Raw genomic sequence first — 17971 nt, 5'->3', positions numbered from 1 at the left:
AAGTGATTTGCTATGAGCACTTTGCATCGCTACCGCTGTGTCTAAACATCACTGATCAAAATGAAAAATTTTAACCGTATTAATAACCTGACGGGCTGGATTGTCTTCGCCATAGCCTTCCTGACTTACGCACTCACGATGGAGCAGACAGCGAGTTTTTGGGATTGCGGTGAATTCATTGCCTGTGCTTTTAAATTGCAGGTGCCGCATCCGCCAGGAGCTCCTTTTTTTCTACTAATAGGTAGAATTTTTTCTATGTTGGCACTGGGCAATGTTTCCAAAGTTGCTTTCTGGGTCAATATGCTTTCTGTATTATGCAGCGCCTTCACAATTCTTTTTCTATACTGGACAATCACATTACTCGCAGCAAAGCTGATTGGAAAGAAAAATGAATCGTTGACAACCAGCGAAATTATTCTTGTCACCGGCTCCGGTATCGTCGGTGCGCTGGCTTACGCCTGGTCTGATTCATTCTGGTTTTCTGCTGTTGAAGCGGAGGTATACGCCATGTCGTCCTTTTTTACAGCCATTGTAATCTGGGCAGTTTTTAAATGGGAGCGGATAGAAGATCCGGCTGAGGAGAACCGCTGGCTGATATTTATTGCATACCTGACCGGAATTTCAATTGGTGTACATTTATTAAATCTTGTTACGATTCCCGCCCTGGCGCTGGTCTATTATTTCAAAAAATATCCCAAACCCACAGTTTTGGGAGGAATGCTCGCTTTTACGGGAGGACTTGTGGTGCTGGCCATTATTAATTCCGGTATTATTCCCGGTCTGCCCGGACTGGCCGGAAAATTTGAAATTTTCTTTGTAAACAATTTTGGTTTTCCCTACAAATCGGGTGTAATCGCTTTCGTTATTTTATTTCTGGGTTCGCTGGTTTGGGCAATCCGGTTTTCGCACCGACAAGAAAAAATTCTACTTAATACCTGTCTGCTTTCGTTTGCGTTTGTCTTGATAGGTTATGCCTCTTATCTGATGGTTCTGGTTCGTTCGGAATACAATCCGCCGATAAATGAAAATGATCCAAGTGATGTTTTGAGCTTTGTATCCTATTTAAAAAGAGAGCAGTACGGAAGTCGTCCATTGTTATATGGTCCTTCTTTTACATCTAAACCCATCAGTCAGAAACCCGAATCCACAGTATACGCTAAAAAGGATGGAAAATATGTAATCCAGGGTCATCGCTACGACTATGATTATGAACCGGGAAGCAGTATGCTTTTTCCCCGCATGTATAGCACGCAGCCAGGGCACCCGCAGCTTTACCAACAGATGACAGGATTGGCAGAAGGCCAAAAACCAACCATGGTACAAAATCTTTCTTTTTTGTTTTCTCATCAGCTGGGTCACATGTACTGGCGCTATTTTCTTTGGAATTTTGTCGGCCGGGAAAGTGATGAGGAAGGTGCAGGGACGATGCTGCCATGGGATATTTCCAGGAATTATCCATCCTCAATAGCGCAGAACCGCGGGCATAACAATTTTTTAATGTTGCCTCTGCTTTTAGGATTTGCCGGAATAATTGCTCTTTATTTTAAAAGAAAAAAAGATCTACTGGTACTCGGCTTATTGTTTATTCTGACTGGCGTAGCACTCGTTATTTACCTTAATTCGCCGCCGATTGAGCCCCGTGAGCGTGACTATATTTATGTAGGTTCATTTTATATTTTCTGCATATGGATTGGTCTGGGCGTGGTTGCGCTCGCAAACGGACTGCAAAAATGGGTTTTAAATAGTTCTAAAACTGCTGTTTTTGCAAGTGCTTTGGGTTTGGTAATTCCTGCGATTATGGTTGCCCAGGGCTGGGATAATCACAACCGTAGCAACCGTTATCATTCCGTAGATTTTGCGAAAAATCTCCTGAACTCCTGTGCCCCAAATGCGATTTTGTTCACTGGCGGCGATAATGATACTTTTCCGCTATGGTATGTTCAGGAAGTTGAAGGGTTTAGAACAGATGTGCGGGTTTGCGTGCAGACATTTCTGGGTATTGACTGGTACATCAGGCAGCTGAAAAGGAAAATGAATAAATCGGAAGCGCTGCCGCTTTCGCTGGATACCAATAGTTATGCTTTTGGAAAAAATGATTACCTGCCTTTTTATGAAATTCCAAGTGTGAAATCCGGAATCAATTTGAAAGAATACCTCCAACTGATCCAGCAGCAAAACCGGGCCATTCAGGTTCCACTAACCAGTGGTGAAATGGCTTCGATTTTACCTTCTTCTATTCTTTTTCTACCGGTAAATACGAAAGAAGTTGAAAAAATGAATATTATCAAAAAGGATCTTATGCCGATGCTGAGCGATTCCATGAGTTGGAAGATTGGTGACAAAGATTTGTATAAAAGTGATCTCGTTATGCTTGATATCATTGCCAGCAATAACTGGAAAAGGCCAATCTACTTTTCGAGCACGATGGGCAGTTCAAATAATCTTGGTTTGAAGGAATATATGCAGCTTGAAGGATATACTTACAGATTACTTCCTGTGCGTATTCCGGGGGCGTCTGACGGATATGTAAACTCGGATATAATGTATAACAACCTGATGAACAAGATGTTTTGGCGTGAACTGGATAACAAAAATACTTATTACGATCCGGCTTATCTTGGTTCCCCCGTTGCCACAGCCCGCATAGCTTTTTTGCGTCTGACGAATCAGCTTATCGCTGAAAACAGGAAAGAAGAAGCAAAAAAAGTGATCAATAAAGCCCTGACTGTTATGCCGGACAAAAGCATTCCATACGATCAGATTTCCTCCAATTATATCGGTTTGCTTTTTGAATTGGGAGAAAACAAAAAAGCGCTCGATACTGCCAAAACCATGGCGCTGAGGGCAAATGAAAATCTGGAATTTGCCAAAAAGAATGATGTTTCAAAAAGTCGTGATATTAATACGGACCTTTATATTTTACAAACCATCGTCCACGAATGCAGGGAAGCGAAACAGGAAGCGGCGGCAATGGAATACGATACCATTTTTCAGAAGCATCTGTTAGCCTTCAATTTATATAGTAAACAAGAAGAGTAAATTGTAAACCTTTCTTAATCAAAATGCCCGCACTCGGATTAGTACGGGCATTTTTTGTTGAGTAATATCAGTTTTCTTCAACAAATTCTTTAAGCATTTTTCCTGTAATTTCGGTCCAGCCCATGGCGAAGTTTTCTTTTTTGAATTCTTCCATATCAGGGAATGTTTCGAGGCCTTCGTGTGTAAGCCTCACTCTGGTTTTATCTCCTTCGGGAAATAATTCCCAGGTTACCGTGGAATCTCCCGGATAGCCATCGTACCGCCAGGTATGAGCCAGTTTTCTGCCTACTACAACTTCGGTGACCTTGCAGATATGTTTGAAAGATTTTTCTTCGGTACCGCCATAAAAAACAAATTCAAAACCAACTTCAGGCTTGAAGTCTTCGATATCAAAATACCACTGTTTCATCTTTTCGTTGTCGGAAATGGCCTGCCAGACTTTATCTGCCGTGGCATTGTAAGTTCGCTCTATGACAAATGGTTCGGTTTTCTCATTTTCTGTTTTCATACAAGTATAGCGTTTGGTTTAAGATTGATTGTCTTCCTGATCCAAAAAATCGCCCAAAGCATCCAGCTTTTCGGTCCAGAAGCGACTATATTTTTCTGTCCAGTCAGAAACCTGTTTAAGCTTTTTCAGATCTGCTTTGATATGTTTTTCACGGCCCTGTGTTTTTACAACAACTAACCCGCATTCGGTCAGAATACGAATATGTTTTGCTACGGCCGGCCGGCTCATTTCAAATTTTTCAACCACTGCATTCAGATTCATAGATTTGCCAGACAGCAAATTGATAATTTCCCTTCTCGTAGGATCGGCAATGGCCTGGAAAACGTCTCTCCGTGGTTGATTCATAATAACTGAGAAATTTTAAAGCACCTGAGTGCAAATAAATAACATCAAGATTTTTAGCTACTTATATTTTTGATAAAAATCATTGGTAAAAACAACCGAAAAACAAACAGGAAACCATTCGGTTTTAAATATAATGAAACCGAATGGTTTTATAAAAAAAGTAAAGACTTTTTTAAAAGCTTTGTAATAGTAAATTTTCGATTAATAAAAGAGGATTATCCCTGGTCGTAAGCAGATACTTAGGGATTTAATATTTCAATAAAAGGAGATGTGGAAATTCCGCCAGGGTTAATTCCGGGTTCGGCTTCGGGAATTGGTATTCCAAGTTTGGCGTAATACTGTATCCAGACAGGGAAAAATTTAGCGCTTCCAGGTTGTTTAAAAGTCATGGGTTGAAGCGTGAAAAAGTCCGTTCCGCCATTTGCTTTTTTGAAAGCATCATAGATCAGTTCAGAGCAGTAATATTTCTTATTGTTATAAATAAATTCGTCGTCATAAGGAACGCCTTTCTCTTCCAGGGCATACTTAACGGCAGTTTTTGCCAATGCATCATATTGTTTCTTAACACGCCCAACGAGCATAGGATTTGGTGTTCTTTTCAGGAAAGTTTTTAATGGAGTCAACTGTACTTCTTTCCCTATGGCTTCAATGATGTATGTGCTATCGTTTTGGACATAAACAAGTCCGATATGTGAAAAATGCCGTCCACCAAAACTTGTTGTGACCTGTTCAATAGCATCACAAAGCGGCCCGCAGTCAAGATCCTGGAAAATAAAATCGCCTGTTTTAAGTTTAATTCCCGTTGGAATTTGTGCGATGGATATTTGCGAAACCAGAAGGAAAATAATGAATAGTACTGCAACTTTTTCCACAACAATTTTTGGTAAGTAATTAAAGATGAAATCGTTATTTGATAAATAATTTGATTCCGTTTGTCGATTTTAAAACAATCTGCGGATAAATTCCGACTTTGTGTTTTGGATCAATTTCAAATTCAAATCTTTTCACAATTGCAGCAAGAATAAGCTGCATTTCCATCAGGGCAAATTGCTGTCCGATACATAAACGCGGACCAGCACCAAAAGGTAAATAATTGTATTTCCCCCGGTTTTTGACATTTTCAGGACTGAAATTTTCTGGATTAAAAACCAAAGGATTTTTCCAGATATTAGGATTTCTGTGCAGTTCGTAAACAGACATAAATACCGATGTTCCTTTTGGTATGCGCTGTCCATCGACGTCGTCATCTTCCAAAGCTTCACGTGTCATTGTCCAGGCAGGCGGAAAAAGTCTTAGACCTTCTTCAACAACTTGTCGGGTATATGATAATTTCATCAATTGTTCAAAACCCGGAACAGTATCAAATATTTTCGCTTCTTCCCGAATTTTTGCGACAATTTCAGGTTGTCTTGCCAGCTCTAAAAGAAGCCAACTCAGGCCAGTTGCGGAAGTTTCGTGGCCAGCTGCAAACATGGTAATAGCCTCGTCGCGGATTTGCTGATCATTCATTTGTGCTCCGGTTTCTTCATCCAGACTGTCCAGAAGCAATTGCAGCAAGTCGTTCGGTTTTTCTTTTACGCCATGTCTTTCATGAATAAATTCAAAAACAAGTTTATTGAAATATGCCAGATCCGTTTTGAAACGTGTTCTTTCCCCGTTTACAAACATCAAAGGAATTCGATAGGGGCGACGTACGCGTGTCACCAGATAACGCTGTGTTCTGTTGACCTGATGGAAAATCTGCATTTTGTCTTCATTGGAAATATTGCCAAACAAAGTTTTTAAAGCAATATCTGCGGTGATTCCCATCATTTTTGCATCAATATCGACAGCTTCTTTTCCTCTGAAAGTTTCCATTTCTTCCAGAAAATCAGCGGTGATCTGTCCCATTTTAACGAATAATTCCTGCAATCTCTCCCGGTGAAAGGCCGGCTGAACCAGTCGGCGCTGCCGAAGCCAGAATTCTCCTTCACTGGTAACAAGGCCATTTCCCAAAACCGGATTCAGCATTTTGGAAGAACTTCCTTTTTTGTAATTTTTATTGTTTGATACCAGAATATGTTTGAAAAAAGAAGGATCGCGGCTCACTATAAATTCCCTGAAAAGCTTGATACGAAAGGTATCCCCGCAATTATCGAAGCCACTTCGCAATGCCAAAAGTGGGTCCTTTGCAAAAATGAAAGGCGCCTGAATATCAAATTTGGCAATTTTAAATAAAGGAATTTCTGGCATAATAAACTTGTATTTTTTTGACCTGGTTAACGGGAAGAATTTTCAATCGACAGACCGGGAATAAAAGTAAATATAAACGAAAAGGAAATCAGTAAAATTTTCCTTACTAAATTGTCCCGACAAATAATGATTGAAAATGAATAAAGAGTGGAGCGAAGAAGAGTTGAAAGAAATGGCCCAACAACTTGCCAACCCGCATGGTTCGGAAGGTGTCAAAACGGGTGAACGCATGAGCCACGGTAACGGTCAGATGATTCACAGAACGATTGATTTGCTTGAAATAAAAGCGAATGATTATGTCCTGGAAATTGGCCCCGGAAAAGGCGCTCATGTCAGTTCGATAATTGAATTGGCCGAAAACATAAAGTATCAGGGAATTGATATTTCTGAAACGATGGTAGCGGAATCCTCTGAATTGAATGAAAATCTCATCTCAGCTGGAAGTGTTGCTTTTGCTCTTTCTAACGGAAATACAATTGAATTTCCGGATAACAGTTTTGATAAAATTTTTACCGTCAATACCGTTTATTTCTGGGAAAATCCACTGGTATATTCGACGGAAATATTTCGTATTTTAAAACCCGGCGGCACTTTTGCGCTTTCCTTTTCCGACAGCACTTTTATGAAACAGCTGCCCTTTACCAAATTTGGTTTTACGCTTTATAATAAAGCCGAAGCCGAAAATCTATTAATAGACGCTCATTTCAAAATTGAAAAAACAATTGAAGAACTGGAAGTGACGAAGCGTAATTTGGGAGAAGAAGTGGAAAGGCCGGTCGTAATTGTATTTGCTAAAAAGTAGCCCTTTTAATTCATAAGCTATGGATAATTCCGGGAAAATCAGGCTTTATGATACCAGGTCTTTTACCAGAAAATTTATGCCTTCTGATACATTAAAAAATATTGTGAAGGTCGAGGAGCATAAGTTTTTTATCACCAGGATAGAGGAAATGTATCAGCTGGTTCGACATAATGTGCCTGCTTCCCGATCCACGATTCATAGCATTTTGTATTTGACGGAAGGGGAGGCGGTGATGAAAATCGGGAGTGAGGTTTATAAAATTAAAAAGGATGAAATGCTTTTTGTTCCTGCCGGGCAAGTGTTTTCTTTTCAAACAGGTGATATTAATAAGGGCTATATCTGTGGTTTACATAATGATCTGCTGATCGGGAAGTTTGGGAAAACGGATCCTTTGAAGGAGTTTGAGTTTTTAAGAGTTTGGGGGAATCCCAGGATTACTCTTAATGCCGAAACTTCGGAGTTTATCCATCACATTTTGAAAAGACTTCTTGTTGAATACATACAGAATGGACTAAAAAATCAGGACATTTTTCAATCTTATCTTTTGGCACTTTTTTGTGAGGTTAAAAACGTTTATCAACCTCTGACAATATCCGGAAAAGCATCTTCCATCTCGATTACAAACAAATTTAAGGAGCTTGTTTTTTCCAATATCAAAGACAAACACCTCGTTTCTGACTACGCATCACTGCTTAATATTTCTCCGAATCATCTCAACAAAACAGTTAAAGCAGTTACTGCAAAATCTCCGACAAAATGGATTGATGAAGCTATTGTATCAGAGGCAAAAGTTCTTCTTTGTCAATCTGAGCTGTCAATCAGCGAGGTGGCTATGGAAGTAGGTTTTGAAGACCAGTCATATTTTACGCGTTTGTTTAAAAAATATGAAAAAATGACTCCTACCGATTTCCGAAAAATGATTGAAATGTCCTGAAAATGTATTGGTCTGTCCTAACATCGTTCTTCGTTTAATTTGACCTTTGCAATATGAAATTATAAACCCGATGTATTTTTATTTACTCTTTTTCCATTCTATTTTCCGCTGGCTTGTATTGTTAAGTTTGTTATATGCGCTTTTCCGCAGTTTGCGAGGATGGGGCGGAAATTTGTCATTTTCAAAATCTGATGACAGCGTTCGCCATATCACTGCAACGATATCTCACGTTCAGCTGACGATCGGTTATTTGCTCTATTTTAATAGTCCGTTCATCGCGTATTTTCGCTCACATTTTCATGAAGCCATCAAACAATTTGACTTCATGTTTTTTGGAATGATCCACATTACGCTGATGACGATTTCTATTATTCTGATCACTATTGGCTCATCAGCAGCAAAACGTCAGACGTTGGACTCGAATAAATTCAGGACCATAACGATTTTTTTCGGCATAGCCCTGGTAATCATTCTCGTGGCTATTCCATGGCCATTTTCACCTTTGGCCAACCGGCCATATTTACGGACCTTTTAAATGATGTTGAAGTTTTCAAAACAAAAGTTGGCAGGCTGCGGGTGGTAGCTTTGCTGGAAGGATTATCGCTGCTAATTCTGGTTTTAATTGCAGTTCCGCTCAAATACGCCTATCATGATCCATCGCTTGTTAAGACGATGGGCCCAATTCATGGCTTTTTATTTCTGTTTTTTGTAATAAATACCATCAGTGTAGGTGTTGAATACAACTGGAAATTTCAGGAAACAACCTGGAAAGTTCTGCTTGCCTGTATCATTCCTTTTGGTACTTTTTATGTTGATTATACGATTCTGTGTAAAATTCATACGACTAAGAAATAGTAATATTTTTTTTCTAAGCCAGCAAAAATTTGTATTCTTGAAACAGCATCGTGATTTAAAAATGAAATACAATTTAGAGTCGGTTTTAGAAAGTTTTGATCGTGGAGATCGTCAAAAGTTTATATACTTCTGGGGAAATCAACCCGATCGGAGTGGGTTAATTACTTCATCATGTCTCAGTCAATGGTGGGCAGCGCCTTTTGTTGAGGACGGCGTTATATATAAAACAGCGGAGCACTGGATGATGGCGCAAAAGGCCGCCTTATTTGATAATGATGATATTTTTCAAAAAATTATATTGGCAAAATCACCAGCTGAGGCGAAGGAATTAGGCAGGCAGGTGCGTGATTTTAGGGAAGATGTCTGGCTGGAAAAAAGATCAGAAATTGTAATCAAGGGATCTTTGCTGAAATTTTCCCAACATAAAGAACTTGATGCATTTTTGTCAAATACCAAAGACAGAATCTTAGTTGAAGCAAGTCCTGTGGATGTTGTCTGGGGAGTTGGCCTGGCGGCCGTCGATGAAAAAATTAAAAACCCGAACCATTGGAACGGGCTTAATCTTCTTGGTTTTGCATTGATGGAGGTCCGGGATATTTTGGAAGCGAAATAACCAATTCCAGAAACTAATTTATTTCTTCTTCCACAAATTCGGCAACAATTTATCGTTCAGAAGCATCCGCCATGTTCCCCAGTCATGCGCGCCGTCGCCACCTATGAAATATTCATGTTTGATACCATGTTTATCCAGTGCTTCATGGGTTGCGGCTGAGCGTTTTCCAACAAAATCGACTTCTGCACTTCCATGTCCAATAAGCAGAAAATCAACCTTTTCTTTCACTTTTGGATCATTAAAAAATTTGGCATTCATTTTTTCAGTTTCAAGATCCCCAGCACTTAAAATGCCAAAAGAACTGAAAAGATCAAGATCATTCATACCAACGACCTGGGTGTGACGTCCACCCATGGAAAGGCCTGAAATTGCCCTGCCTTTTCTGTCAGTAATGGTACTATAATTTTTATCAACAAAAGGTACAATTTGTGACCTGAGTTCTTTCTCAAACAGATCATAAGTTTTTTCTACGTGTTTAGGATCATTTCGGTGTATAACCTGGTTATTCGGCATTGCAATAATCATGGGTACAATTTTGCCTTCAGCCAATAAATTATCCGCAATAAAATTGGCACGACCATCCAGCATCCACCCGGAAGCCAGTTCGCCACTTCCTCCTAATAAATACAAAACAGGATATTTTTTCTTCGGATTATAGCCTGGCGGCGTGTAAACGAAGATTTCCCTTTCGCCGTTAAGCACATCAGAATGATAGATATTTCTGGTAACACTTCCATGCGCAACATTTTTCGCATCATAAAAAGCAGGTCCGTTTCCATGAACAACCACACTGCTATATCCCGGTTGATTTGATGCTCCGGTGATCGTATTATTTGGATCAACAATCGCAACACCATCCAGCAAAAGGCGATAAACATATATATTGGGTTTTACTGGTCCAACTGTCAAAGTCCAGATTCCGTCTTCTCCTTTTCTAAAAAGAACCGGATCTTTAACGCCAAGAGCCAGCAATATGGGACCGCCGGTCAATTTTACTTCATGCGCGTCGGGCGCTTTAAGACGGAAAGTTATGGTGTGATCATCCTTTACATCCGGAGACACAACATTACCGCCATAAGGAACAAGATTTTCAGTATTTTTCTGCGGATTCCAGTCCAGATTTACGTTTGCCTGCTGCGCAAGAGCCACCGAAGTTATCGAAAAAATTGTATAACTTAAAAGGAAAAAGGTTTTTCGTAAATTCATTTTATATCTGTGATGATTGACCATTAAAATGTATCGGAATGGTTCTTGAAATGAAAAAGTAGATATAGTAGACACAATACTCACAAAAGGATAATTTTTACTTTTCTTATTTTGAATTATTATTTAAAAGCGGACAGACTTTAAGGCGTCAAAATATTTTTATTTTTGGTTGAAATAAATATTAAGCAAAAATGAAAGGCGCATTGAATTTCTTTTCAAAGCATAAACATGTGATTACCTACGGTCTTTCCCTGGCGGTATTGCTTTTTTTATTGAAATGGCTGGAAATGCGCTTCATCATTATCAACCATTCGCTTGAAATTTACATTGGCACCATCGCAATTCTGTTTACCAGTTTGGGTATCTGGCTGGCGCTCAAACTGACAAAACCTAAAACGGTTGTTGTGGAAAAAGAAGTTTTTATTCCGTCGGGAAATGCATTTTTACCAAACGATAATGAAGTAGAAAAACTTGGTATCAGTAAACGTGAACTAGAAGTTTTGCAACTTATTTCAGCTGGTTATAGCAATCAGGAAATTGCTGATCAGTTATTTGTTTCACTGAATACTGTAAAAACGCATTCTTCAAATTTGTTTGGGAAAATGGAGGTAAAAAGTCGGACACAGGCTACCGAAAAAGCCAAAAGGCTGAATATCATTGCCAAATGAGGTAATACTTTGGAGTGAAATCCAGCATGGGCGACAAAATCACCCAAAAGTATGAATTGAAATAACACAGCACATATCACCTTTGCAGCATGTCAAACCTAAACATCATTGAGTAAATGAAAAGGAATATTATTGTTTGCGGATTAATTGCAGGAGCCATCGTTTCGACCATGATGATTACCTCAGCAAATCTCTGTTATAAAAGCGGGGATTTTGAAGGCAGCATGGTGCTGGGGTATGCATCGATGATCCTTGCTTTTTCCCTGATCTTCGTTGCTGTGAAAAATTTCCGGGATAAATTCAATGGTGGTAGAGCCACATTTCTGGAAGCTTTCAAAATCGGATTATATGTTTCCCTGATCGCTTCAAGTATTTACGTACTTGTCTGGCTGGTTGATTATTATTTATTCGTACCAGATTTTATGGATAAATATTCCGCAACGATGATCCAGCATGCCAAAGAGGGCGGAAGCACACCAGCGGAAATAAAAGACACAGTTGCAGAAATGGACAGCTATAAGGAAATGTACAAAAATCCTTTATTCGTTATTTTATTAACCTATGCCGAAATTTTCCCTGTCGGTCTGGTTGTTTCAATAATCTGTGCGCTGATTTTAAAAAGAACAACAGTTAGCGCATAAAATTTTTTCTATCAAAGCAGAATACGCAATGAAGCAATTCCTTTGCATCCATTGCGTATTCTATTGCGCCCATTGCGGTTAAATTAAACCTTACCCGTGAAAAACCCTTTCAGAAATTCCGGTCATGGCCGGACGATTATAACTTCCGAAACGTTCACAAAAAGCCTGCTCCAAAGATTCCCGATGACTGGGATGTGCAATGCTGATCAGTGCTCTCGCTCTTTGTTTCAAACTTTTTCCAAACAAGTCCACAATTCCGAATTCTGTTACTACCCAATGAATATGACCCCGGGTAGTCACCACACCAGCGCCTTCTTTCAGGAATGGAACGATTCTGGAAGCACCGGAAGAAGTTATGGAAGGTAAAGCAATAATCGGTTTTCCGCCTTCTGAAAGTGATGCGCCATGAATGAAATCCATTTGTCCCCCGATACCCGAATATTGATAAGTGCCCAATGAATCCGCGCAAACTTGTCCTGTTAAATCCAGTTCCAGAGCAGAATTGATGGCGGTAACTTTCTGATTCTGACGGATGATACTTGTATCATTTACATAACCAATATCCATGACCCTCACAGCCGGATTATCATTCACGAAATCATAGAGTTTTTTCGTACCCACCATAAAAGAAGTTACAGATTTTCCCCTGTTCAGTTTTTTACGACTATTATCAATTACACCATTTTCAATAAGAGGAATTACTCCGTCCGACAACATTTCTGTATGTAATCCAAGATTTTTCAGATGGTTAAGATTTTTCAAAACCTGGTCAGGAATTGCACCGATTCCAACCTGTAAAGTGGCACCGTCTTCAATCAGAGAAGCAATATTTTTCCCGATTTGGATGGTGGCATTTTTTACATTGAGTGAATAATCTACTTCCGGTAAAGCCGTATCATGCCAAACCAGATTGTTTATTTTGCTGATATGAACGAAACCGTCGCCATGCGTGCGAGGCATATTCGGATTTACCTGCGCAATGATATATTTGGCAGTATCCACAACAGCTCTCGCAATATCGACAGATGTGCCAAGTGAACAAAAACCGTGTGCATCCGGTGGAGAAACCTGAATCAATGCCACATCAACCGGCAACTTTCCGTTTTTAATCAACTGTGGAATCTGGCTTAAAAAAATTGGCACATAATCTCCATAATCGCTATTGACGACCGAACGCGTATTGGCCGAGACGAAAAGTGAATTGAAAAAGAAACTGTTGTGGTGGACAGGATTATTGAAATCGACTTCACCCAACGTTGTAATGCTTATAAATTCAACATTTTTCAACTCCCAGTGACGGCGCTGTAATGCTTCCACCAAATGTACCGGCGTAGCAGCACTTCCGTGAATAAAAACCCTGTTTCCTGATTTAATATGTTTTACCGCTTCTTCTGCTGAAACGTATGTTGGCATGCTCATAACTTAGATTTTTTTTATGTAGTTCAGGATGTTTTCAGAATCATAAACATGATTTCCAAATCCATTTCCTGATGTAAAATTCATCTTTTCGTATCCGTCGGGAAATGACCGAAGTAGGGTGAAACTATGACCGTAATCAGTTTATTTCCAGTCAGATAATTAAGGGATAAAAATTTTATTTTTGTATATTACTGAGAAATAGATTGTTAGATTGAAGTTAATTATGGTTACATTAAATTGTCTTAATGTTAAGCTGATGCAACAACCGGGGATTTTTGTGAGTATTAAAGAGCGGGACATATTATGAAATTGTAAAATTTCAGTTGCACGATTTTTGTATCCAATAATTAGTATAAAACACCTTCAAGAATACTTTTAAAATTTGATGATGCATCCCCGAAATAAAATAGCAGACTTATGATCATTCAATTTTGCGGTTTATCAGGAGCAGGCAAGACAACCCTGGCAGAAAATACGAAGAACCTGCTTCTGGAAAACGGGATACGTGCAGAGATTATCGACGGAGATGTTTACCGAAGTAGACTTTGTAAGGATCTTGGTTTTTCAAAGGCTGACAGGCAGGAAAATATCCGGAGACTTGGATTCATTGCCAGCCGGTTTTCGGCTCAGGGAATTGTTGCTATCATGAGTGTGATCAATCCCTATGAGGAAACAAGGGCGGAATTGATCCGGGAATATCCGAATGTCAAAACCATTTTTCTGGATTGTCCATTGGAAATTTTATATCAAAGAGATACCAAAGGGTTGTACAAAAGGACACTTCTTGCCGACGATGATCCTCAGAAAATCAAAAATCTTACCGGTATAAACGACATGTTTGAAAAACCTGAACAGCCGGATCTTTACATCAATACCTCTGAAAAAACGATCGAAGACAGCACAAGAGATTTGTGCGAGTTGATTTTGAAACAAATAAATGCTAAGAATCCCCAACCCGGGAAATTCAACGATTCTTTTCTCAAATCCCTGACCTATGCAAAATAAAACCCTGATTATTGCCGGAATGCATCGGTCTGGTACGTCGCTGACTACACAGTGGTTATATCGTTGCGGTTTAAATGTTGGTGAAAATCTTTTGGGTGCAGGCATTGGCAATGATGATGGCCACTATGAGGATATAGATTTTTATGAAGCGCAAAAGCAGATTTTGAGAAACAAAAATATAGAAGATTCAGGTTTTACTGATACGCCGGTTCCGGCATTGGTGCTGGAAGAACGTGAGTTTTTACAAAGTATCATTTCAAAGAAAAACAATGCTTTCAAAGAATGGGGCTGGAAGGATCCAAGGACCTGTCTTTTTCTTCGGGATTATGAAAACTTATTACCGGAAGCCTATTATCTGGTTGTTTTCCGGGATTGGAAATCTACGGTAAGTTCATTGATCAGCAGGACTTATAAGGTCATTTATCCAACTGATGATATTGTTAAAAAAGGACTGTTTAAAGAGTACAGGAAGAAGCTGGAAATTCAAAAAAGGATTCAGGAACTTTGTAAAGAACGGGCAGCCAACTTTTTGAAAATCTGGATATTATATAACAAAGAGATTCTGAAATCAATGTCCCGTTTGTCAAAAGAAAATTACACGGTCGTTAATTTCGGGGCACTTTTACAGTCTGATAAAGACGTTTTCAGAAAACTGACTGACCACTGGAATTTTGGACTTGATTATGTGAGTTTTAAAGAAATTTATAAGCCTAAATTGATCAGTAAAGAAATTAATACCAGCCGTTTTATTGATAAAGCGCTGATTGCAGAAGCTGAAAAAATTGAGACTATCTTACAGAAAAAAACCACCTTTTGAGGGGTGGTTTTTTTCTGTAAATTGATATTAATTTTCTTTGTATAATATCATTCCGGCGTGATAAAGGATGCCATCTTTAAAATCACCATCCGCTGTAAAACCTGTATCGTCCTTATAATCAATGTGATTTCCGGTCATTTTGTAATTTCCCTGATAAGCGCTTTTTCTGTTTCCGCGGGCTTCATCGTACCGGCCGCCGGGCAATAATTCGTGACGGATATAACCATCTTTTGTTACCCACATACCTAAATAAAATTCCTTGTTTTCCATTTGATTCTGGAATTGTTTCTTTTGAAAAATGATATTAATTGGTTGAATTTCAGGAATCGAAATCCGTTGAAATAGTCAGGCTTTTGTATGCTTCCAGATCTTTGCTTACGATTTCAATTTTGCCCTGAGCCATTTCGTAAGCATCTTTTCCAAGAAAGAGATGTACCGGTGTATTTTCTTCTGACGCGATTTTAATCAAAACGGCAATCGCCTTTTCCGGATCTCCTGGCTGATTTCCGGCAATCTCTTTTTCATGCGCTAATACCGATGCCCGTGCTGTGGCATAATCGTCAATCGCATTTTTAGGAACCACCATAGACTCACTTGATAAAAAATCTGTACGGAAATAACCAGGGTACACAACAGTTGCCGAAATACCTAATTCTTTAACTTCTGATGCCAATCCCTCGGTGAAGCCTGCGACTGCAAATTTGGTTGAACAATAAATTCCTGCGCCGGGAAAATCTGCCCTAAAACCTCCGACCGAAGATATGTTAAAGATTTTTCCTGAACGTTTGGCCCTCATATAGGGAAGTGTTTGGCGAATTACATTTAATGAACCAAATACATTGATGTCGAAATTTTGCCGAGATTCTTCGTCGCTCAATTCTTCCACAGAACCAAATAATCCATATCCTGCATTGTTTACCAAAACATCAATCGTACCAAATTTTTCAATTGTTTTTGAAACTGCGTCTTTTACACTTTGCTCGGAAGTAATGCTAACTTCCAGTGGCAGAAAGTTTTCAGATTCTTCCGACTCCACAGCTTTACTAAGTGAATCCACGGTTCTGGACGTTGCTGCTACGTTATATCCAGCTGATAATAATTGTTTTACAAGTGAAAGTCCAAGGCCTTTTGAAGCGCCAGTAACGAACCAAACTTTTTTATTATCCATTGTTTTCATGTTTTAAGTTGATGAAACAAAGGTAGGGCAACTGGGAAAGGGCAGTCTTGCGGAAGACAAACCAATGATTGCGAAATTCAAACAATTGGTTTTAATGAAGAGTGGATTATTTGAATACCGAAGTTAAAACTTATAAATTTTCAGGCTTAAACTTTTCCGGGAATGCTATGTGACGACCGGACACCATAAAAATTCCTTCACCCAGATAATGTACTGTTTTGGGATATTTTGAAGAAGTGGCTACATGCGCTTTTACCACCTCGAAGATAAAAAAGTTGTATTTAGATAAAAGTTGTTTGTCAACCAGTTTGCATTCGTAATTGGCAAAACATTCCTTTATTAATGGTGCTTTTATGATACTCGCTTTTTCAGCCGTCAAACCGAATTTATTGAATTTGTCAGTATCGGCACCTGAGCTGTTTCCGATGCCAATAATTTCGTCGATCAGATCAACCGTTGGAATATTGATGACACATTCACCACTTTTTTCGATCATATCAAAACTGTGATTTTCTGCGGTGATCATGCATCCGACCAATGAAGGAGAAAATTCGAGGACGGTATGCCAGCCCATGGTCATGATATTTTCCTTTCCTTCCCAACGAGAACTTACCAATACAATTGGGCCAGGTTCAAGGAATTTTCTGATTTTTTCTGTTGGGAAGTCAACTTTCTTATATGCCTTTTTCATATCTATATCTTTTGTTTAACAGGTTAAAAAAGAAATGCCAGCCTGACACATCAGACCGGCATTCAATAATTTATCATAAAAACATTCACCTGTTTTAGATCGAACGATAAGCGGTTGGCGTGATTTCAGTTTGTTTTTTGAAAAAGTTATTAAAATGCGCTGCTTCCTCAAAACCAAGGCAATAACTGATTTCTGAAATATTCCAGTTAGAATGTTTTAACAACGCTTTCGCCTCATTTGTAATTCTTTCTGCAATATGGTGTGAAGTGGTTTTTCCTGTCGTGGCTTTTAACGCCCTGTTCAAATGGTTGACGTGGACCGAAAGTTTTTCGGCATAATCCTGCGCTGAGCGCATGGTGAAACGCTGTGATGGTGATTCGATAGGGAACTGTCTTTCAAGTAATTCTGCAAAAATGGAAGTAATTCTTGCATTGGCGTCTGCGTGTTCATAAAGTCTTTCTGTCGGTTCCATTTTCATGGCGTAATGAATCAGTTCCGTTACGTAATTGCGGATCAGATCGTATTTGAATCGGTAGTCGGAGTCCAGTTCTTGCTGCATTTTCTCAAAAATCTGGGTAATATATGTATCCTGTTCAGGCGTAAGCGAATATGACGGTTTGTTGCCCGGTGCAAACATGGGAAGGTCACCAATACTGCCTCTCATTTTTTCGGTAAAAAAGAATTCTTTAAAAATGCAGAAGTAGCCGGTCAGGTGTTCGGGTGTGTTTTCAGAAAGTAACGTATAAGGTATCTTTGGATTGAAAAAGATCAACGTACTTCCATCTATTTCAACACTTTTATCGGCATAATGATAAACATTTTTTCCTCTGACAAGTGTGATTTTGTAGAAATCGCGTCGGCTGTATTTCACCGGATGCGCTATACAGTCTTCAAGACGAAAAACATTAAAATGGCCGGCTTCATGTTGCAGATTATCGGGTAAATAATTGAATTTACCTTTATAAAATTCTTCTATTGATTCAGTGTTCGATATCATGGCCAAATTAGTTTAACAGGCA

20 protein-coding genes are annotated in these 17971 nt (G+C 39.1%); 10 read left to right on the top strand and 10 right to left on the bottom strand.

Going from position 1 to position 17971, the window contains the following annotated elements; translation table 11 throughout:
• The first annotated feature begins 60 nt into the window (after window positions 1-60).
• Entirely contained in the window at window positions 61-3039 is a 2979-nt protein-coding gene (locus IEE83_RS15070; RefSeq protein WP_194121371.1) for a glycosyltransferase family 117 protein, read from the top strand.
• A gap of 67 nt (window positions 3040-3106) precedes the next feature.
• Here the strand turns inward: IEE83_RS15070 and IEE83_RS15065 are convergent, their stop codons facing one another.
• The 4 genes from IEE83_RS15065 to IEE83_RS15050 all read right to left on the bottom strand — a co-directional run bounded on the left by IEE83_RS15065 (window position 3107) and on the right by IEE83_RS15050 (window position 6124).
• A complete protein-coding gene (locus IEE83_RS15065; RefSeq protein WP_194121370.1) occupies window positions 3107-3547 on the bottom strand; it encodes an SRPBCC family protein in 441 nt (146 codons plus the stop codon).
• A gap of 18 nt (window positions 3548-3565) precedes the next feature.
• Window positions 3566-3892, bottom strand: a complete 327-nt coding sequence (locus tag IEE83_RS15060) for an ArsR/SmtB family transcription factor (RefSeq protein WP_194121369.1) — start codon at window positions 3890-3892, stop codon at window positions 3566-3568.
• Between the two features lie 239 nt (window positions 3893-4131).
• A complete protein-coding gene (locus IEE83_RS15055) occupies window positions 4132-4764 on the bottom strand; it encodes a YiiX/YebB-like N1pC/P60 family cysteine hydrolase (RefSeq protein WP_194121368.1) in 633 nt (210 codons plus the stop codon).
• Window positions 4765-4798: 34 nt separating this feature from the next.
• The gene (locus IEE83_RS15050; protein ID WP_194121367.1) at window positions 4799-6124 is read right to left on the bottom strand and encodes a cytochrome P450; all 1326 of its coding nucleotides are present in this window, start codon (window positions 6122-6124) and stop codon (window positions 4799-4801) included.
• A 136-nt stretch (window positions 6125-6260) separates the two neighbouring features.
• Between IEE83_RS15050 and IEE83_RS15045 the strand changes: the two genes are divergently transcribed.
• From IEE83_RS15045 to ybiA, 5 genes are all read left to right on the top strand, one after another.
• Entirely contained in the window at window positions 6261-6926 is a 666-nt protein-coding gene (locus IEE83_RS15045) for a class I SAM-dependent methyltransferase (RefSeq protein ID WP_194121366.1), read from the top strand.
• A gap of 19 nt (window positions 6927-6945) precedes the next feature.
• On the top strand, window positions 6946-7860 hold the full coding sequence (locus IEE83_RS15040; protein WP_228101822.1) for a helix-turn-helix domain-containing protein: 915 nt from the start codon (window positions 6946-6948) through the stop codon (window positions 7858-7860).
• Window positions 7861-7930: 70 nt separating this feature from the next.
• The gene (locus tag IEE83_RS15035) at window positions 7931-8395 is read left to right on the top strand and encodes a hypothetical protein (protein ID WP_194121364.1); all 465 of its coding nucleotides are present in this window, start codon (window positions 7931-7933) and stop codon (window positions 8393-8395) included.
• On the top strand, window positions 8347-8715 hold the full coding sequence (locus IEE83_RS15030; RefSeq protein ID WP_194121363.1) for a DUF3817 domain-containing protein: 369 nt from the start codon (window positions 8347-8349) through the stop codon (window positions 8713-8715). The genes IEE83_RS15035 and IEE83_RS15030 overlap by 49 nt, the downstream gene beginning before the upstream one ends.
• A 61-nt stretch (window positions 8716-8776) precedes the next feature.
• Window positions 8777-9328: a riboflavin biosynthesis intermediates N-glycosidase gene (gene ybiA / locus IEE83_RS15025; protein WP_194121362.1), complete on the top strand. Its 552-nt coding sequence runs from the start codon at window positions 8777-8779 to the stop codon at window positions 9326-9328.
• Between the two features lie 18 nt (window positions 9329-9346).
• Here ybiA and IEE83_RS15020 read toward each other — a convergent pair whose 3' ends face one another.
• A complete protein-coding gene (locus IEE83_RS15020; RefSeq protein WP_194121361.1) occupies window positions 9347-10534 on the bottom strand; it encodes an esterase in 1188 nt (395 codons plus the stop codon).
• A 191-nt stretch (window positions 10535-10725) separates the two neighbouring features.
• On the opposite strand from IEE83_RS15020, the gene IEE83_RS33435 reads away from it, so the two are divergent.
• A complete protein-coding gene (locus tag IEE83_RS33435) occupies window positions 10726-11202 on the top strand; it encodes a response regulator transcription factor (RefSeq protein ID WP_194121360.1) in 477 nt (158 codons plus the stop codon).
• Window positions 11203-11318: 116 nt separating this feature from the next.
• On the top strand, window positions 11319-11843 hold the full coding sequence (locus tag IEE83_RS15010) for a DUF4199 domain-containing protein (RefSeq protein ID WP_194121359.1): 525 nt from the start codon (window positions 11319-11321) through the stop codon (window positions 11841-11843).
• 90 nt (window positions 11844-11933) lie between these two features.
• Here IEE83_RS15010 and IEE83_RS15005 read toward each other — a convergent pair whose 3' ends face one another.
• The gene (locus IEE83_RS15005) at window positions 11934-13256 is read right to left on the bottom strand and encodes an acetyl-CoA hydrolase/transferase family protein (protein WP_228102028.1); all 1323 of its coding nucleotides are present in this window, start codon (window positions 13254-13256) and stop codon (window positions 11934-11936) included.
• 423 nt (window positions 13257-13679) lie between these two features.
• Here IEE83_RS15005 and cysC point away from each other — a divergent pair, with 423 nt between their 5' ends.
• Together cysC and IEE83_RS14995 are read left to right on the top strand one after the other, a co-directional pair.
• Window positions 13680-14267, top strand: a complete 588-nt coding sequence (cysC, locus tag IEE83_RS15000) for an adenylyl-sulfate kinase (protein WP_194121357.1) — start codon at window positions 13680-13682, stop codon at window positions 14265-14267.
• Window positions 14257-15084, top strand: a complete 828-nt coding sequence (locus IEE83_RS14995) for a sulfotransferase family protein (RefSeq protein ID WP_194121356.1) — start codon at window positions 14257-14259, stop codon at window positions 15082-15084. Before cysC ends, IEE83_RS14995 begins: the two co-directional genes overlap by 11 nt.
• Window positions 15085-15111: 27 nt before the next feature.
• On the opposite strand, the gene IEE83_RS14990 is transcribed toward IEE83_RS14995, so the two are convergent.
• The 4 genes from IEE83_RS14990 to IEE83_RS14975 all read right to left on the bottom strand — a co-directional run bounded on the left by IEE83_RS14990 (window position 15112) and on the right by IEE83_RS14975 (window position 17949).
• Window positions 15112-15354 (bottom strand): Atu4866 domain-containing protein, encoded by a 243-nt coding sequence (locus IEE83_RS14990; RefSeq protein WP_194121355.1) that lies wholly within the window; start codon window positions 15352-15354, stop codon window positions 15112-15114.
• Between the two features lie 49 nt (window positions 15355-15403).
• Window positions 15404-16252, bottom strand: coding sequence for an oxidoreductase (locus IEE83_RS14985; protein ID WP_194121354.1), 849 nt, complete (start codon window positions 16250-16252; stop codon window positions 15404-15406).
• A gap of 139 nt (window positions 16253-16391) precedes the next feature.
• Window positions 16392-16952: a flavin reductase family protein gene (locus tag IEE83_RS14980; protein WP_194121353.1), complete on the bottom strand. Its 561-nt coding sequence runs from the start codon at window positions 16950-16952 to the stop codon at window positions 16392-16394.
• A gap of 94 nt (window positions 16953-17046) precedes the next feature.
• Window positions 17047-17949 (bottom strand): helix-turn-helix domain-containing protein, encoded by a 903-nt coding sequence (locus IEE83_RS14975; protein WP_228101821.1) that lies wholly within the window; start codon window positions 17947-17949, stop codon window positions 17047-17049.
• Window positions 17950-17971: the final 22 nt, after the last annotated feature.

This window comes from Dyadobacter subterraneus, from assembly GCF_015221875.1.
GTDB classification, from domain to species: Bacteria; Bacteroidota; Bacteroidia; order Cytophagales; family Spirosomataceae; genus Dyadobacter; species Dyadobacter subterraneus.
The sequence above is the reverse complement of the archived record's forward strand: the minus strand, read 5'-3'. Positions and strand labels throughout refer to the sequence as shown.

Bases quoted from the DNA above. Each gene is read 5' to 3' on its own strand.
- IEE83_RS15070 (WP_194121371.1), top strand. From the start codon at position 61: ATGAAAAATTTTAACCGTATTAATAACCTGACGGGCTGGATTGTCTTC.
- IEE83_RS15065 (WP_194121370.1), bottom strand. From the start codon at position 3,547: ATGAAAACAGAAAATGAGAAAACCGAACCATTTGTCATAGAGCGAACT.
- IEE83_RS15060 (WP_194121369.1), bottom strand. From the start codon at position 3,892: ATGAATCAACCACGGAGAGACGTTTTCCAGGCCATTGCCGATCCTACG.
- IEE83_RS15050 (WP_194121367.1), bottom strand. From the start codon at position 6,124: ATGCCAGAAATTCCTTTATTTAAAATTGCCAAATTTGATATTCAGGCG.
- IEE83_RS15045 (WP_194121366.1), top strand. From the start codon at position 6,261: ATGAATAAAGAGTGGAGCGAAGAAGAGTTGAAAGAAATGGCCCAACAA.
- IEE83_RS15040 (WP_228101822.1), top strand. From the start codon at position 6,946: ATGGATAATTCCGGGAAAATCAGGCTTTATGATACCAGGTCTTTTACC.
- IEE83_RS15035 (WP_194121364.1), top strand. From the start codon at position 7,931: ATGTATTTTTATTTACTCTTTTTCCATTCTATTTTCCGCTGGCTTGTA.
- IEE83_RS15030 (WP_194121363.1), top strand. From the start codon at position 8,347: ATGGCCATTTTCACCTTTGGCCAACCGGCCATATTTACGGACCTTTTA.
- ybiA (WP_194121362.1), top strand. From the start codon at position 8,777: ATGAAATACAATTTAGAGTCGGTTTTAGAAAGTTTTGATCGTGGAGAT.
- IEE83_RS15020 (WP_194121361.1), bottom strand. From the start codon at position 10,534: ATGAATTTACGAAAAACCTTTTTCCTTTTAAGTTATACAATTTTTTCG.
- IEE83_RS33435 (WP_194121360.1), top strand. From the start codon at position 10,726: ATGAAAGGCGCATTGAATTTCTTTTCAAAGCATAAACATGTGATTACC.
- IEE83_RS15010 (WP_194121359.1), top strand. From the start codon at position 11,319: ATGAAAAGGAATATTATTGTTTGCGGATTAATTGCAGGAGCCATCGTT.
- IEE83_RS15005 (WP_228102028.1), bottom strand. From the start codon at position 13,256: ATGCCAACATACGTTTCAGCAGAAGAAGCGGTAAAACATATTAAATCA.
- cysC (WP_194121357.1), top strand. From the start codon at position 13,680: ATGATCATTCAATTTTGCGGTTTATCAGGAGCAGGCAAGACAACCCTG.
- IEE83_RS14995 (WP_194121356.1), top strand. From the start codon at position 14,257: ATGCAAAATAAAACCCTGATTATTGCCGGAATGCATCGGTCTGGTACG.
- IEE83_RS14990 (WP_194121355.1), bottom strand. From the start codon at position 15,354: ATGGAAAACAAGGAATTTTATTTAGGTATGTGGGTAACAAAAGATGGT.
- IEE83_RS14985 (WP_194121354.1), bottom strand. From the start codon at position 16,252: ATGGATAATAAAAAAGTTTGGTTCGTTACTGGCGCTTCAAAAGGCCTT.
- IEE83_RS14980 (WP_194121353.1), bottom strand. From the start codon at position 16,952: ATGAAAAAGGCATATAAGAAAGTTGACTTCCCAACAGAAAAAATCAGA.
- IEE83_RS14975 (WP_228101821.1), bottom strand. From the start codon at position 17,949: ATGATATCGAACACTGAATCAATAGAAGAATTTTATAAAGGTAAATTC.